We start from the raw sequence: 16,129 nt of genomic DNA on the forward strand, positions 1-16,129 counted from the left end.
CGACAGCGAACGCAGCCATGACCGCATCGTCGACGGTGCCGCTCGCCACCTCGGCGATGTCGGGACTGCTCGGAAAGGGTTACACAGCACATCGTCTCGACTGATCAGCGAACATCTCGATCGCCCCGCTCGCACGTGCGGGGCGATAGGCGTTTCACGCGAGGTACTCCGCGAGTCCGTTCAGGGTGGCGGTGAGCTTCTTCCTGAACGTGCCCTGCAGCGCCTTGCCCACCACTCCGAACAACAACGGACTGGTCACCTCCAGCTCGAGGGTGACGGCGGAGCCGCCTCCGCGAGCGGCGCAGTTCATCGTCAGCCGAATCTTCGATCCGGTCGACCCGGCACCCACCAGGACCAATTCCTCCGGTGCACGCAGACTTTCGACCTGGAACTCGATGGTGTCGATGATGCTCGCGATCTTGATCTTCTCGACCATCGTCGACCCGACTTCGAGGTCCCTCGGGGGCGTCTCCACCCACTCCTCGTGCAGGGCATGCCACTTCTCGAAGGTGCTGACGTCGGACAGAGTTGCCCACACGTCGTTCTGCGAGGCACGCAGTTCCTGCGTCATGGTGATGTTCAGCATCGGAGGTTCCTTCGCTCGAGGTCGGTGTTTCACCACTACGCCATAGGATTGATCGGAAGTCAATATTGACCTCAAGTCAAGTACCGTTTAGTTTCGTGACACACGCCTCACAGCCACGGGGCCGAACCGGAAGACGAGCCATGACGACGACCGAAGCGCTGCCCATTGCAACCGCCACCGATGTGATCGCCAACCTTCGAGCCCTCGTGCCCGACCTGAAGGCCGGAGCCGCCGAGAACGAGAAGGCACGACGCCTCTCCGAGGACACCGTCGACGCCCTCCGCCGCGCTGGCGCATTTCGAGTCGCAGCACCGGCGAAGTTCGGCGGACTCGAAACCGACCTGCGCACCATGCTCGACGTGTCCGCGATCATCGCCGAAGGTGACGCCGGTGCCTCCTGGGTGACCACCTTGTCCAACGTGAACAACTGGGCTGCAGGCCTTTACAGTGACGCGGCTCAGGCCGAGATCTACGCCGACGGCCCCGACGCCATCATTTCCGGCGTCGTCACCCCGGGCGGCACCGCCCGGAAGGTCGAGGGCGGCTACCGACTGACCGGAACATGGCCCTACGCCTCGGCCAGCCTGCACTCGCAGTGGTTCACCGGCGGAATCATCGTCAACGACGACGACGGCGACATGCTCGACCAGGGTATGGCGCTGCTCCCGCGCACGGACTACCGCATCGACGACACCTGGTACGTGGCAGGCATGCGCGCATCCGGGAGCAACACCGTCGTCGCCGAGGACGTCTTCGTCCCCGAACACCGGATGCTGTCGATGATCCCCGCATTCAGCGGTGCCAACGTTGCCGAACGTACCGACTCCGCCTTCGCCCGTTCGGCCTTCGGACCTATGCTCGTCATGGTCCTCGTCGGTCCACAGCTCGGAATGGGCCGCGCTGCAGTGGAACTGGTACGAAAGAAGGCCGCAGAGAAGGCCCTCGCCTACACCGTGTTCGACCGTCAGGCCGATTCGGTCGCATTCCAGATGCTGCTCGCCGAAGCAGCGCTGAAGGTCGACACCGCGCACCTGCACGCCTACCGCGCAGCAGAGGACGTCAAGCGGTGGGCCGAGGCCGCCGAGTACCCGGACCTGCTCTCCCGTGCGCGTGTTCGCGGCGACGCAGCCGTTGCACTACGGAGCATCAACGAGGCGCTGAACATGCTCGTCGACGCCACCGGTGCCGGAGCCTTCGCCGAAGTCAATGCTCTGCAGCGCATTTGGCGCGATTCCAATGTCGGTGCTCGCCATGCCGTCATGCTGCCACGAGTGTCGATCGAGACCTACGGAAAGGCGCTACTTGGTTTCGATCTGCACGACCACATCACCCCGATCATCTGATGACGTCCTAGGCTCGTACCGAGCCCTCGGTGACAGCCGGACGGGCAGGCCAAGGCAGATAGGACTTTCGGTGCCAGATCGTTCCGCCAAACCGGTTGCCCGAGCCAACCGGGCCACCGCCCGAGCGGCCGAGACCCGGCAGCGAATCGTCGACGCAGCGGCGAGCCTGTTCGCCGAGGCCGACTACGACAAGGTCGCCGTCTCGGACATCGTCGAGTCGGCCGACGTTGCCCACGGCCTCCTGTTCCACTACTTCGGTAACAAGAGGGGCATCTACCTCGAGGCGATGCGGGCCACCGCCGCGGCCATGTCGGAGGCCTTCGCGGACATTCCCGACTCGACACCCGACATCCAGATTCGGGCTGCGCTGACCAGCCACCTGAACTATCTCAGCCGGCACCGAGGACTGGCGTTACGAATGGTGTTGGGCGGCAGAGGCGCAGACCCCGAAGCCTGGGAAGTGTTCGAGAACGCGCGAACCGCAGTGCTGGAGGCGGCGGCCACGCAACTCGGACTCGACGCGGAGAACGCAGGCGTCGGACTCGTCGGTCACAGCATCGTCGCGGCAATCGACGGCGCGACGGCCCGATGGCTCGAACAGGACGCCAGAATCGACGTCGAGCAGATGGTCGAATGGTTGGTGCACATCATCGTCGCGTGCCTGCGTACCGCACCGGTCCTGGACCCGGCCCTGAACGTCGACGACGCTGTCGAGGCGATCCTCGGACGCGGCTAGGTTACCGACCGACGCCCGCGAACCCTGGTCACCACAGTCGAACCGACGACCACGAGGGCTGCGAGAATTGCGGTGTATCCCACCGTGGAGTTGGTCAGCTCGCCGGACAGGCGACCCTGCGCCAGCCATCCCAATCCCCACCCGATCGACAGCATCGGAGCGATCGCTCCGCGCGAGTAGCGGGCGAGCAGCAGCCCTACTGCCGCTGCAACGACGAGCACCACGATCGCCCAGACGGTTGCACCTGCACCGCCGGTGAACCCGAGGCTCACCAACCAGGCAGAGATGTTCGCAATCGTCGCGACACACACCCAACCGAGGTAGAGGCCCATCGTGCCGTCGGTGATCACTGCGTCGGCGACGCCCTCGGGCCGGAACTGCTGCATCAGTACGAGCACGCGCACGAGCGCCGCCAACAGTGCCACGATGACCAGCACGCTCAACCACACCTGGCCGAACTGGACCGCGAGAATCCAGGCCGGATTGAGCAACATCGACGCGATGATCGGTGCCCGCAGCGCGTCGTGGCGTGCAGTGCGCCCGGGCAGCAGCTGCCAGACGGCATAGACGATCAACCCCGCGTAGATCACCGACCAGATCGAGAACGCGGGCCCCGCGGGTGCCACCAGAGTCGACGTGGCACTGAGCGCTCCGTCCGCCGCTTCGGCGATGGGCGTCCCGATCCATAGGCCCGACCCGAGAAAAGACACGACAACGGCCACGACCGCACTGAGGACGACGCCGATTTTCACAGTCGAGTTGATCCCCGATCGACGGGCAGTGCAAACACAGCAGCAGCCCGGTTCTGGTAGACACGCGGTGTGCATTCCTACTCGCGTTCGATCTCTGCTGCCGTCTGCTGCCTCGCGGTGGCCGTGACCGCCGGATGCAGTTCCACGCCGGAGCCCGCTCCCACGGAATCGACGTCTGCTCCGGAACCGCAGTACGAGTTCACAGGAGTGCCCGGCACCGTTCTCGATTCCGCGGACTTCGGTGATCGATCCCCCGCCCTCGCCGCGACCGGTGCCACGCTCTACCGATTCGTCTACGAATCGACATCGGGCGTCGACAATTCCCCCACCGCGGTCTCCGGGGTGGCTGCCGTTCCGGCGGGCACGCCGCCCGAGGGCGGGTGGCCGATCATCGTCTACGGGCACGGCACCACCGGTGTGCAGGCCGATTGCGGACCGACCCTGTATCCCGATCTGCTCGGATACCAATTTGCGGTGCAGGACTTCACCGCACTCGGGTACGTCACCGTGCTACCCGATTACCAGGGCCTGGGCACCGGCGGTGGCACCCACCCGTATCTGGAGCCGCGAACCACCGGAAACAACATGATCGACGCGGCTCGCGCGGCCCACACCGCGCTGCCCGACGTCTCCACGCGCTGGGCTGCCGTCGGCCTGTCGCAGGGTGGCCAAGCCGCCTGGGCTGCAAACGAACTCGCCGCTTCCTACGGTCAGGGCCTGGACCTGGTGGGATCGGTGTCGCTCTCGCCCCCGACAGATCTGAAGCCGTTGATTCGATCCAGTAACGACGGCACCCTGACCAGGCCGCAGAAGGAGCTGTTGCCGTACCTGCTCTACGGCGCTGAGCAGGTCGACCCCTCGATCGATCCGACGGACTACAGCGGCAGTGTCGCCGAGGCCAACAACGAACTGCTGCTCACCTGCTCGGGCGGCGACACCGCAGGCAAGGAGCGAGCCGTCCAGGCGATGGCACCCGACGAGTTCGCAGCCGACTCCACCGAATCCGAGCAGAAGCTGATCGACGTGGTCGATCGCTACACGCTCCCGCAGGTGCGAACGGAGGTACCGCTGTTCGTGGCGTACGGCGCGAAAGACGACGTCGTTCTGCCGCAGTGGACTGCCGACGGTGTCGAGAAGGCCTGCGCCCTCGGCGATTCGGTCGTCGCCCAGGAACAGCCCGAACAGGGCCACGACGTCAGCGACGAAGCGGCAATGCAATTCCTGGCCGCCCGGTTCGCAGGACAGACGGTACCCAGCACATGCTGACGAGCGGCTCTGCACCCGAACGAATCACCGAGTACACCCACGCCGGTCTCGTGTTCGACGTCCTCGACCAGGGACCGCTCGACGGCCCGGTCGTGTTGCTGCTGCACGGATTTCCCGAACGAGCATCGTCGTGGTCCGCGGTGATGGAGATACTCAACGAGCACGGGATGCGCACGATCGCACCGGATCAGCGCGGATACTCCCCACGCGCCCGGCCCAGGAGGCGACGAGACTATCGCGTCGGCGCACTGGTGGGCGATGTGGTGGCCCTGATCGACCTCATCGGAACGCCGGTTCACCTGGTGGGACACGATTGGGGAGCGAACATAGCCTGGGTCACCGCCGGTCGTCGTCCCGACCTGGTCTCGTCTCTGACGGCGCTCTCGGTACCCCATCCCGGCGCATTCATGACCGGCCTGCTCAGCTCGAAACAGGTACTGCATTCCTGGTACTTCGCGTTCTTCCAACTGCCGGTGCTGCCCGAGAAGTGGATGACGCAACCCGGCCGCAGGGCCGAAAGATGGTACGAGAGAAGCGGAATGACCGAAGCCGATCTCGAACGCACGCAGACGGAGATCGTCGACTACGGCGCGCTGCCCTTCGCCGTCGACTGGTATCGGGGCCTACCGTTCTCGAGCCCGGGCATCGGCCGCCTGCGCATCACCGTGCCGACGTCGATGGTCTGGAGTGACGGTGACACCTTCATCGGACGCTCCACCGTCGAGAGTGCCCAACGGTACGTCGATGCGGCCTACACACTGACCGTGTTGCCCGGCGTCTCGCACTGGATTCCGACACAGGCACCCAATGCGGCTGCCGCTGCAGTGATGCGATCGAGTGCTCCCCATGGCACTTGACCGCACCACGGCCGTCGGCATGCTCACCGAACTGGTCACGCAACGCACCGTGTCCGGCGACCCTGCGCCCCAACGCTCCTCGATGGACGCCGTCGTATCCCTTCTGAGGGCGCGGACGACCGGAGTTGCGGTCGAGGGCGATCGAGACGGCGCGCACCCGTGGCTGCTGATCACCAACGACGCCCCTCCCACGACCACGCGACTGATGTTCGCCTGCCACGTCGATACCGTTCCCGCGGGCGATCTTTCGAACTGGCAGTTCGATCCGTTCGCCGCGGACGTCGAGGGCGGAGTGATGCGAGGCCGGGGTACGTCCGATATGAAGGCAGGCCTGGTGGCCGCCACGGCCGCCGTGCTCGCGGCCTTCGAGAACGGTGTTCCTGCAGCACTGTTGCTCACGAGCGACGAAGAGATCGGCTCACTCGGAGCGCTCGCCGCCCGTCACGCCGTCGCCGAATGTTCGGTGGGTGCCGTGGTGGTGCCCGAGGCGACCGGAAACCAAGTGCATCTGGGCCACCGCGGAGCATTGTGGGTCGATGTCACCACCAAAGGCATTGCAGCACACGGCAGCACACCCCAACGAGGCGAGAGTGCAATCATGAAGCTCGTCGACGTCCTGGCACGGGCACGCGACGAGCTCCCGCTGTCGACGGATCCGTTCCTCGGTGCCGAGACGTTCAACGTCGGGTTGATCGACGGGGGTTCGGCCCCCAACATCGTCCCGGACACCGCACACGTCGTCGTCGATCACCGGACCGTCGGTGACGGCTCGGCACTGCTGTCGTGGTGGCGGGATCAACCCGAGGTCGACCACATCGAGGCACGGATCGACCTGCCCGGTGTGCGGACGGCCGGTGGCAACAGCTGGATCGACGAGCTACCGCATTCCGTTGCGAGAGAACCGGTCACGTACTTCACCGACGCGTCCATCATCGCCGCGGCGGCTCCCGGTGCGCCGATCGTCGTGTGGGGACCGGGGACTCCGGCCCTGATGCATGCCGCCGACGAAACCGTCACGCTCGACGAACTCGATGCGGCCATCACCGCCTACACCGCAGTGACACGCGCCTGGCCGACCGTCGACTGACGGACCACCAACTCCGGCTGCAGAGCGATGTGCGCGGTGCCCGTCTCGTCACTGTTCATCGCCTGATCCAACAGCCGAGTGGCCTCGGCGGCAATCCGTTCCTGCGGCTGCCGGACGGTCGTCAGCGGCGGATTGCTCAACGCGGAGAACGGAATGTCGTCGAACCCGGTCACCATGACATCGGTCGGAACCGACAGTCCGAGACCCTGGCAACTCTGCAACACACCGAGCGCGATCAGATCGTCGGCACACACCACCGCGTCGGGACGAGAGGCTGCTTCGAGTATGGGCCGAGACGACTCACGGCCCCAGTCGATCGAGTAGTCGCCCAACAGCGTCCACTCCTCTCGCGTCTCGATACCCACTCGCTCCGCGTGGCGAAAGAAGCCGGCTCGACGAAGCTCGGTCGACGAATTGGTCAGTTCGGAACTGATGAATGCCGCGCTCCGAACACCGAGAGCGGCCAGGTGGTCCATCACCAGCGCCTGTGCGGCATCGTCGTCGACCCCGACCCAGTCGGTGTGGGTGTCGAGCGCGAACCGGTCGAGTTGGACGACAGGGATCGCGCGCGCCGTGGTGCGCACGGCCTCTGCGGACCGCTCGCCATGGCACGGGCTGATGATGATGCCGTCGACCTGACGCGAGACCAAGCTGCGCAGCCTCTGCGCTTCGACGTCCGGGTCGGATCGGGAGTCGCACAGAAACAACTGCAATCCGCGCTGTGACAGCACATGCTCGACGTTGACCACCAGCGAGGTGAAGAAGGGATTGGCAATACTCGGCACCACCATGCCGACGGTGTCCGTTCTGTTGCGGCGCAGGGAACTGGCGATGATGTTGCCCGAATATCCCAGATCCTCGGCCGCCCGTCGGATGGTGGCAGCAACGTCTTCCGAGACCGGACGTGAACCCGAGAGCGCTCGAGACACCGTGGCTGTCGAGACGCCTGCGCGCTCGGCAACGTCGCGAATGGTTGCTTTACGCATCCAACTCCTACTCTCACGTGTGGACCCGAGGCTATCGAACCGCGCGGTCGCTTGCGTTGCTGTTTACACAGTAGAGGCAATCGTTTACATAAACGACTCCGAAATTCCTTGACATGAATAGGTACCGATCCCTTACGGTGCATACATGCGAGGTAATCGATTACATCATCTCGCCCGACGATCACCCGAGGAGTTCCCTACGTGAGTACGTCCCTGTCGGACCAGCACCCAGAGCAGTCGCTGGGAGTCTTTCCGACCAAGCCGTCGGCCCTGGCCGCGATGTTCACCTCGGCACCAGCACTCATCGGTGCCATCCACCTGCCCGCCCTCCCCGGCAGCCCGCACTACAAGGGCCGGCCCGTCTCGGAGATCTCCGAGTTCGCCCTGGCCGAGGCGCACGCATACATCGACAATGGTTTCGACGGAGTCATCGTCGAGAACCATTGGGACATACCCTTTCTCAAGCCGGGTGAACACGGATACGAAACCGCGGCCAGCATGGGCGTCGTCACCGCCGCCGTCGTCGGCGACTTCGGCGACCGCGTCGGCGTGAGCATCCTGTCCAATGCCGGCGAATGCGGCGTGGCCGCAGCGTGGGCAGCGGGCGCGAGCTTCGTCCGCGTCAACCAATGGGCCAACGCGTACATAGCCAACGAAGGATTCATCGAAGGCCAGGCCGCCAAGACCACCCGCTTCCGCCACCGCATCGGTGCCGACCCGGTCAAGATCTTCGCGGACGTGCACGTCAAGCACGGCGCGCATGCCATCGTCGCAGACCGCACGATCGCCGAACAGACCGAGGACGCCGAGTTCTTCGACGCCGACGTCCTCATCGCCACCGGCTCCCGCACCGGAGACGCCGCCTCCGTGGACGAGGTCTCGGTGATCAAGAACAACACGATGCTTCCTGTGATCATCGGCTCCGGCATCACCGCGGCCAACGTGGGCGAGCTGATGAAGGAATGCGACGGGGCCATCATCGCGTCGTCGGTGAAGGAGAACGCCCGCTGGTGGGGACGCGTCGCAGGCGAGAAGGTTCGCGCCGTCGCCCGCGCAGCTGGGAAATAGCCGATGATCGTCTTCTTCGGATACGCCAACAACGATGTGACGGTGCATGTTCCGCATGTCCCGGTGCTGGGAGAGAGGGTGCAGGCAACGGCGATCGACACGATCGACGGCGGCATGAACGCCAACGCCGCGGTCTCCGCAGCCCGTATGGGTGCACGCGTGGCCTTCGCCGGCGCAGTGGGCCCCGACGCCAGGTCCACCGAGTTTCTCGCCGGGCTCGAGCACGACGGAGTAGACACCAGCTGGGCCCCGCGTGACGCTTTCCTCTCCACCGCAGTCGTTCTCATCGCCGAGGGCGGTGATCGATCGATCATCAGCCAGGACGACGCCAACGACGCACAACGGCTGGCCGCCGTCCTCGAGGCCCTCTCCGACGACGGCGGCCGACTGTTCGTCGACGGCTACCGAGCAGAGATGCTCCCCGCCGAACTGCCCGACAACGTCAGCCTCGCCATCGATCTCGACGGCTGCGACGATCTCGACGCCGCACTCCATGCGTTCGCCCTCGCCGATCACGTCATCGTCGGACGCAGCCTGTGGCAGAACAGCTTCGGCATAGATGCCGAACGGTGGTCGACGATGACCGCCGAGCACGACACTCACCTCGTCGTCACCGACGGCGAGCACGGGTGGACCCTGGTGACACCCTCGGGTGAGACGATCACCGAACCCGCAGTACAGGTCGACGTCGTCGACGCCGTCGGAGCCGGAGACTGCTTCTGCGGCACCTACATCGCCTTCGTCGACGCAGGCGAACCCCCGGCTCATGCAGCACGCCTCGCCGGGGCGTCCGCTGCTCTCGCATGCGCCACGGCCGGACCACGCGGCTGCCCCAGCATCACCGAACTCAACGAATTCACTGCCACCCTGGCCACTGTCGATCTTCAGGAGAACCGATGATCAAACGCGCACTCCCCCTCGTCCTCGGCACAGCACTTGCCCTCGGTCTCACCGCATGCGACTCTGCCGCCCCCAGCGACACCGCGGGCGGCACCGACGCCTCCGCGTCGTCCATTCCGGATCCGTCCCGCGTCGCCGACACCTGCGACGGCAAGAACGGCACCCTCAAGGTCGGCCTGGTGACCATCAATCTGCAAGCTCTGTTCTTCAACCAGATCAACAACGCCGCCCAGAAGGTCGCCGACGAAGCCGGTGTCGACCTCCAGATCATCAGTGGCAACGACGATTCGGTCACCCAGGCCAACGCATTCGACAACCTCATCGCTTCCGGCGTGGACGCCATCATCGTCGACGCCATCGACACCGACGGCATCAAGCCATCCGTGTCCAAGGCCGCCGCAGCAGGTATCCCGGTGGTGGCCGTCGACGCCACCGTCGACGACCCGGGCATCTCGACCCAGGTGGGAACAGCGAACGCCGAGGGCGGCGCTCAGATCGGTGACACACTCGCCGAGCTGGCGAACGACACCGGCACCGTCGGTATCGTCGGCGCACTCAACAGCACGATCCAGCTCGAACGTCAGAAGGGCTTCACCGACACGGTCTCCGCCGCGGGCATGACCGTCGGCACGGTCGTCGACGGTCGCAACATTCAGGAGAACGCGCAGACCGCCGCGGAGAACCTGCTCACCGGCAACCCGGACATGGAATACGTCTACGCCACCGGCGAACCCGCACTCATCGGGTTGGTCGCGGCAGTGAACAGCCAGAGTGCACAAGACCGGATCAAGGCCGTCGGATGGGACCTGTCGGATCAGGCAGTCTCCGCCCTCCAGGCGGGCTGGCTCGAGGGCGTCGTGCAGCAGAACACCTTCGAATTCGGCTACGAGGCAATGAACGCCGCGATCGATCTCGGTTGCGGTCGCACCGCACCCGCGGACATCCCGGTCCCGACGCAGATCGTCACCCCCGCCAACGTGGGCGACTACATGTACTACCTGGAGAAGTAGCCCTATGGCACAGCATGATCCGACAACACCGTTGATCGAACTGTCGGGAATCACCAAATCGTACGGCCCGGTGAAATCGTTGCAGGGAGTCGACCTCCGGCTCTCACGCGGCGAAGTACTCGGAGTCGTCGGAGACAACGGCGCCGGCAAGTCGACGCTCATGAAAATCCTTGCCGGCGCCGTTCAACACGACGGTGGTGAGATGCGAGTCAACGGGGAACCGGTGCGCTTCTCGACACCGCTCGATGCGCAGCAGCAGAAGATCGGCATCGTTTATCAGGATCTGGCGCTGTGCGACACCCTCGATGTCGCGAGCAACCTGTTCCTCGGCCGTGAACCCCGCAAGGGACCGTTTCTGGACCGGCACGGCATGCACGAACGCGCCGCGAAGATCCTCGCGGACCTGCACGTCAAAGTGAAGTCGACGTACCAGGAGATCGGCCAACTCTCGGGCGGGCAGCGGCAGACCGTCGCCATCGCCAGGGCCGTCTCGTTCCGGCCCGACGTGTTGATCCTCGACGAGCCAACGGCCGCACTGGCCGTCGCCGAGGTGGAATCGGTCCTGAAACTCATCACGGACGTTGCGGCCCAGGGCGTCGGCGTCATCCTCGTGACGCACCGCCTGCAGGATCTGTTCCGAGTCTGCGACCGCATCACCGTCATGTACGAGGGACAGAGCGTCGACGACGTTCCGATCGGCGAGCTGAACATCGAATCGCTCGTCGGACTGATCACTCGCACTCCGGTTCCCCAGCGCTCACCGTCCTCGCCGGAAGGCCGCCCATGATCACTCTCGACAAGAACGCACAGCCCAGCGTCGCGAAACTCGCTGCGCGACCGACATTGTGGCAACAGACCAACAAGCCGACACTGGCCATGCTGGCCGTCACCGTCGCGGTGGCCCTCGTCTTCTCGGTGACCACGTCGTCGTTCCTGACGTTCACCAACATCTCCAACCTCGCCACGCAGATCGCACCGGTCCTGATCATCGCCGTCGCGATGACGTTCGTGATCACCACCGGCCAGATCGACCTCTCCGTCGGAGCGACGGTCGCCTTCGTCGCCGCGATGAGCGCCGAGCTCATCCAGGCAGGCGTCGACTCCTCGGTCGTGTTCGTCGCGGCTCCACTGATGGGTGCGGCGTGGGGACTGGTCAACGGCTGGCTCGCTGCCTACCAGGGCATTCCACCGTTCATCGTCACACTCGCCACGCTCTCCATCATCCGCGGAATCGCGCTGTACCGCACCGAGGGCTTCTCGGTTCCCATCACCCCGGGCACCGCGTTCGCCAAGCTCGGCACTGCGTCGTGGCTCGGGTTCTCGGCGAGCGCCTGGATCGCCCTCGCCGTGGTCGTCATCGGCGCGGTTGCGCTGGGTCGCACCCGCTTCGGCCGCTACGTCACCGGAATCGGGTCCAACGTCGAATCCGTCCGACGCTCCGGCGTCAACACCCGTCGCGTGTTGATGATGACGCTGGTGTTCACCGGTCTTGCCGCCGGCATTGCAGGCCTGCTCATCGCCGCACGACTGGGATCGGGTTCCGCCAACTCCGCCAACGGTTTCGAGCTGACCGTCATCACCGCGGTGGTGCTCGGCGGAACCAACCTGTTCGGTGGACGAGGAACCGTGGTCGGCACCGTGATCGGTGCGGTCCTCACCGGCATCATCGCCAACGGCCTGACGCTGCTGGGCGTGAGCCCCTTCCTCACGCCCATCATCACCGGAATCGTTCTGCTCGTCGCCATCTGGATCAACATGCGTGGGCACTCGTTGGCGTCACTGTTCAAGCACCTGCAGAGCGCACCGGGCAAACAGTGATCGTCCGGACGGTGACCGGTCCGGTCGACTCCAGCGAGCTGGGGTTGGTGTTACCGCACGAGCACCTGCACAACGACGCCTCGGCGGCGTACTCGGAATCGCCCGATCCCGCTGTGGCGCAGGTTCTTTCCGGACCGATCTCGGCCTCGGACGCCTGGCTGTTGCACGACAATCCGTATCACAGCGCCGACAATTGCCGGATCGACGACGCGGCGGCCGTGTTGGCGGACCTGAAAACCTTTGCCGACCACGGCGGGACGACCGTCGTCGATCTGACACCACCGGGCATCGGTCGTCGACCCGAGATCCTGGAACGGTACTCCCGAGACTCGGGGGTCCGGGTCGTCATGGGCTCGGGCTGGTACCTCGAGGCCACGCACCCGGCCGAGGTCGCCTCGCTGAGCGTCGACCAACTCGCGTCGGGACTCGTTGCCGAGTTCTCCTCGAACGACGGGCCTCGCCCCGGGGTCATCGGGGAGATCGGAGTCTCGCCGTCGTTCACCGCCGCCGAGAAGAAGGCGTTACGCGCCGCATGCGTCGCGCAACGAGAAGTCGCTGTACCACTGTTCGTTCACCTTCCGGGGTGGCAGCGGCGCGGGCACGAAGTGCTCGACATCGTCGTCGAGGAGATGGGTGTCGACCCGAGTGCTGTGGTGCTCTGCCACATGGACCCGTCGGGCAGCGATCCCGACTACCAATGCGCTCTGGGTGATCGCGGGGTGTATCTGGAATTCGACATGATCGGCATGCCCTTCGAGTTCCCGGGTGAGGGTCAGTCTCCATCGCCCGCCGACACCGCCTTCGCGGTCGCCGGTCTCATCGGCGGCGGATACCGACGGCAATTGCTCCTCAGTCACGACCTGTTTCTCAAGTCGATGCTCCGCACATTCGGTGGCAACGGTTTGGCCTACGTACCAGTCTCTTTCGCAGCACGACTCGTGCGCAGCGGAATCGATCCCCAGCACGTGTCCTCGCTCATGCGAGACAACCCGAGGTCGCTCTTCGAGAGCGCCGGAAAAGGATAGAGAACCACCATGGGTAAGAAAGTTCTGATCGCCGGTGAAAGCTGGATGACCACCTCGACGCACGTCAAGGGCGTCGACGAATTCACCGTGCACTCCTACGTGGAAGGTGTCGGACCACTCAAGGACGCCCTGGCTTCCCGCGGCCACGACGTGGTGCACATGCCGGCGCATCTGGTGCCGACACAATTTCCCGGTAACGGCGAGGCTCTGTCCGCCTACGACGTCATCGTCCTCTCGGACATCGGCGCCAACTCGATTCAGCTCGCACCCAGCGTCTTCGATCGTTTTCAGGCAGGCGAGGACCGCCTGGTCGAGCTCCGGAACTGGGTGCACGACGGCGGTGCGCTGCTGATGATCGGCGGATACCTTTCGTTCTCAGGGTTCCAGGCCCGCGCTGCGTTCCGGCAGACAGCACTCGCAGACGCTCTGCCGGTGACGATGCTCGCCGAAGACGATCGCGTGGAGACCCCAGGTGGCATGGTCCCCGTGGTCGTCGACGACAAGCACCCCACCGTGAGCGCCAGCGGGATCGAGTGGCCTGCACTCCTGGGCTACAACCGAGTGATCGCCAAGGACGGAGTTGCCGTCCCCGCCACCATCAACGGAGATCCGCTCGTCGCTGCGGGCACCTACGGCACGGGCCGCTCGGCGGTCTTCACCTCGGACTGCTCACCGCACTGGGCACCGCCGGAGTTCTGCGAGCAGTGGCTCGGCTACACCGATCTGTTCGACGGCCTGATCACCTGGTTGTCCGCGGAATGAGTCGCTCCGCCGAACTGATTGCGCGGCAACAACGCAACCTCGTTGCAGCGCAGCGCGTCCCCTTCATCGTCGAATCGATCGACGGCACACTACGCGACGACCACTTCCGGCGTTACCTGGTGATCGAGGAGGCGTTCGTACTCACCGCGGTGCGCATCCTGGGACTCGTCGTCGCAGAGTCCGAGTCCTTGGACGACGCAACCGATCATGTGGTGTCACTGTCGAATCTCGTCGGTGAGCAGCGGGAGTACTTCGCCGGGCTACGTGAGCAGTTTCCGTACGACGGCGATACCGACGAGTTGATCGAGAGATCGTCCGTACTGTCCGACTACGCACTGGGACTTGCCCGTCGAGACGGCAGGGCCGCAGCACTCGTGGCGATGTTCGCCGCAGAGACCCTGTACCTGTCCTGGTGCCGCGCAGCACTCCATACGTCGACCGATCGCGAACCGGCGCTGCAGGAGTGGATAGAAATGCATACCCGACCTGCTTTCGTGGCGCAGGTCGACGCGTTGGCCCGAGAGGTCGACGCCATGAACGCTGTGGACGATGCAAGGCTGGACGAGTGGTTCGCAGGAATGTTGGCCGCCGAGAACGAATTCCACAACGCGGCGATGGACTAGTGCCTGCGGCAGTGGTGTGACAAGGCCTGCGGGTCGTTCCGCAGGCTCCACTCCCATGTGCCGCCTGGAGCACTCGACCACACCACTGCTGCAGGCACTTACAGGCGTTCGACGATGGTGGCGTTCGACAGGCCGCCCGCCTCGCACATCACCTGCAGCCCGAAGCGTTGCTCACGTTCGGCGAGGGCGTGGACCATGGTTGTCATGATGCGCGCACCGCTGCCGCCGAGGGGGTGACCGATGGCGATGGCGCCGCCGTTGACGTTCACCTTGCTCGGATCGGCGCCGGTCTCCTTGGCCCATGCGAGCACCACGGAGGCGAATGCCTCGTTGACCTCGAACAGGTCGATGTCGCTCATCGTCAACCCCGCCTTGGCGAGCACCTTCTGCGTGGCCGGGATGACGGCGGTCAGCATCATCAGCGGATCGTCACCGACCACGGCGAAGCTGTGCAGCCTGGCCATCGGCGTGAGGCCGAGCTCCTTCGCCTTCTCGCTGGTGGTGATCATGACCGCGGCGCTACCGTCGTTGATCTGGCTTGCGTTGCCCGCGGTGATGTTCCATTGGATTTCGGGGAACCGCTGCGCCATGGCGTCGCTGTAGTACGCCGGACGCAGCCCTGCCAGGGCCTCCAGCGTCGACCCGGTGCGGATCCCCTCGTCACGGTCGAGCCCGCGGATGGCGCTGATCTCCCTCTTGAAGCGTCCCTCTTCGGTTGCCACCGCGGCCTTCGCGTGACTGGACAATGCGAATTCGTCCATTTCGGTCCGGCTGATACCCCACCTGGCCGCGATCAGTTCGGCACTGATGCCCTGCGGCACGAGACCGTCCGGATACCTCTCGGCGAAACCGACACCTGCCGGGTCCTCGGTACCGATCATGTTCGAGCCCATCGGGATTCGACTCATGGACTCCGACCCGGCCGCAATCGCAAGATCGTAGGCACCGGAGATGACGCCCTGAGCGGCGAAGTGAATCGCCTGCTGGCTGCTTCCGCACTGACGATCCACCGTGGTCGCAGGCACGGATTCGGGATAGCCCGCCGCCAATGCAGCACGTCGAGTCATGTTCGACGCCTGATCCCCCACTGCGGTGACGACACCACCGATGACGTCGTCGATCTGGTTCGGGTCGATTCCACTGCGCTGCACAACTTCCCGAAGACTGTGGGCCATCAGGTCCACTGGATGTTCGGGATGCAGAGTGCCGTTCGCCTTGCCCCGCCCGACCGGGGTTCTGACTGCCTCGACGATGACTGCGTCTCTCATGACGGCTCCTTGTCCGATCGACCCGTTCCTATCGGATCGCTG

At 65.1% G+C, this 16,129-nt stretch carries 17 protein-coding genes; 13 read left to right on the forward strand and 4 right to left on the reverse strand.

Annotated elements, in window-relative coordinates:
• Positions 1–154: 154 nt before the first annotated feature.
• Positions 155–586, reverse strand: coding sequence for a type II toxin-antitoxin system Rv0910 family toxin (locus CH274_RS11150; RefSeq protein WP_094657466.1), 432 nt, complete (start codon positions 584–586; stop codon positions 155–157).
• Positions 587–726: 140 nt separating this feature from the next.
• On the opposite strand from CH274_RS11150, the gene CH274_RS11155 reads away from it, so the two are divergent.
• Positions 727–1,929: an oxidoreductase gene (locus tag CH274_RS11155; RefSeq protein ID WP_094630503.1), complete on the forward strand. Its 1,203-nt coding sequence runs from the start codon at positions 727–729 to the stop codon at positions 1,927–1,929.
• A gap of 70 nt (positions 1,930–1,999) precedes the next feature.
• Positions 2,000–2,665: a TetR/AcrR family transcriptional regulator gene (locus CH274_RS11160; protein ID WP_052049861.1), complete on the forward strand. Its 666-nt coding sequence runs from the start codon at positions 2,000–2,002 to the stop codon at positions 2,663–2,665.
• On the opposite strand, the gene CH274_RS11165 is transcribed toward CH274_RS11160, so the two are convergent.
• Positions 2,662–3,417, reverse strand: coding sequence for a TspO/MBR family protein (locus tag CH274_RS11165; RefSeq protein WP_094657468.1), 756 nt, complete (start codon positions 3,415–3,417; stop codon positions 2,662–2,664). The genes CH274_RS11160 and CH274_RS11165 overlap by 4 nt on opposite strands.
• A 69-nt stretch (positions 3,418–3,486) precedes the next feature.
• On the opposite strand from CH274_RS11165, the gene CH274_RS11170 reads away from it, so the two are divergent.
• From CH274_RS11170 to CH274_RS11180, 3 genes are read left to right on the forward strand one after another with little or no spacing between them, the layout of a single operon-like run.
• Positions 3,487–4,683: an alpha/beta hydrolase family protein gene (locus CH274_RS11170; RefSeq protein WP_094657469.1), complete on the forward strand. Its 1,197-nt coding sequence runs from the start codon at positions 3,487–3,489 to the stop codon at positions 4,681–4,683.
• On the forward strand, positions 4,677–5,540 hold the full coding sequence (locus tag CH274_RS11175) for an alpha/beta fold hydrolase (RefSeq protein ID WP_094657470.1): 864 nt from the start codon (positions 4,677–4,679) through the stop codon (positions 5,538–5,540). Before CH274_RS11170 ends, CH274_RS11175 begins: the two co-directional genes overlap by 7 nt.
• On the forward strand, positions 5,530–6,627 hold the full coding sequence (locus tag CH274_RS11180) for a M20 family metallopeptidase (RefSeq protein ID WP_094657471.1): 1,098 nt from the start codon (positions 5,530–5,532) through the stop codon (positions 6,625–6,627). The genes CH274_RS11175 and CH274_RS11180 overlap by 11 nt, the downstream gene beginning before the upstream one ends.
• Here the strand turns inward: CH274_RS11180 and CH274_RS11185 are convergent.
• The gene (locus CH274_RS11185; RefSeq protein ID WP_094657472.1) at positions 6,588–7,613 is read right to left on the reverse strand and encodes a LacI family DNA-binding transcriptional regulator; all 1,026 of its coding nucleotides are present in this window, start codon (positions 7,611–7,613) and stop codon (positions 6,588–6,590) included. The two genes, CH274_RS11180 and CH274_RS11185, sit on opposite strands and share 40 nt — an antisense overlap.
• A 201-nt stretch (positions 7,614–7,814) precedes the next feature.
• Here CH274_RS11185 and CH274_RS11190 point away from each other — a divergent pair, with 201 nt between their 5' ends.
• Genes CH274_RS11190 through CH274_RS11225 form a run of 8 tightly spaced genes read left to right on the forward strand, consistent with a single transcriptional unit; the run spans position 7,815 to position 14,819 of the window.
• Entirely contained in the window at positions 7,815–8,681 is an 867-nt protein-coding gene (locus CH274_RS11190; RefSeq protein ID WP_230596918.1) for a BtpA/SgcQ family protein, read from the forward strand.
• 3 nt (positions 8,682–8,684) lie between these two features.
• Positions 8,685–9,581 carry a carbohydrate kinase family protein gene (locus CH274_RS11195; RefSeq protein ID WP_094657473.1) on the forward strand — a complete coding sequence of 299 codons (897 nt, stop codon included), beginning with the start codon at positions 8,685–8,687 and terminating at the stop codon, positions 9,579–9,581.
• The gene (locus CH274_RS11200) at positions 9,578–10,591 is read left to right on the forward strand and encodes a substrate-binding domain-containing protein (protein WP_094630511.1); all 1,014 of its coding nucleotides are present in this window, start codon (positions 9,578–9,580) and stop codon (positions 10,589–10,591) included. The genes CH274_RS11195 and CH274_RS11200 overlap by 4 nt, the downstream gene beginning before the upstream one ends.
• A gap of 4 nt (positions 10,592–10,595) precedes the next feature.
• Entirely contained in the window at positions 10,596–11,378 is a 783-nt protein-coding gene (locus CH274_RS11205) for an ATP-binding cassette domain-containing protein (RefSeq protein ID WP_045197204.1), read from the forward strand.
• Entirely contained in the window at positions 11,375–12,409 is a 1,035-nt protein-coding gene (locus tag CH274_RS11210; RefSeq protein ID WP_045197205.1) for an ABC transporter permease, read from the forward strand. The genes CH274_RS11205 and CH274_RS11210 overlap by 4 nt, the downstream gene beginning before the upstream one ends.
• 11 nt (positions 12,410–12,420) lie before the next feature.
• Positions 12,421–13,434: a phosphotriesterase family protein gene (locus CH274_RS11215; protein ID WP_256980374.1), complete on the forward strand. Its 1,014-nt coding sequence runs from the start codon at positions 12,421–12,423 to the stop codon at positions 13,432–13,434.
• Between the two features lie 9 nt (positions 13,435–13,443).
• Positions 13,444–14,196, forward strand: a complete 753-nt coding sequence (locus CH274_RS11220) for a glutamine amidotransferase (RefSeq protein WP_094657475.1) — start codon at positions 13,444–13,446, stop codon at positions 14,194–14,196.
• Positions 14,193–14,819, forward strand: coding sequence for a TenA family protein (locus tag CH274_RS11225; protein WP_094657476.1), 627 nt, complete (start codon positions 14,193–14,195; stop codon positions 14,817–14,819). The genes CH274_RS11220 and CH274_RS11225 overlap by 4 nt, the downstream gene beginning before the upstream one ends.
• 98 nt (positions 14,820–14,917) lie before the next feature.
• Here CH274_RS11225 and CH274_RS11230 read toward each other — a convergent pair whose 3' ends face one another.
• Positions 14,918–16,087 (reverse strand): thiolase family protein, encoded by a 1,170-nt coding sequence (locus CH274_RS11230; RefSeq protein WP_094657477.1) that lies wholly within the window; start codon positions 16,085–16,087, stop codon positions 14,918–14,920.
• Positions 16,088–16,129: the final 42 nt, after the last annotated feature.

Source organism: Rhodococcus sp. 06-418-5 (assembly GCF_002258285.1).
Taxonomy (GTDB): domain Bacteria; phylum Actinomycetota; class Actinomycetes; order Mycobacteriales; family Mycobacteriaceae; genus Rhodococcoides.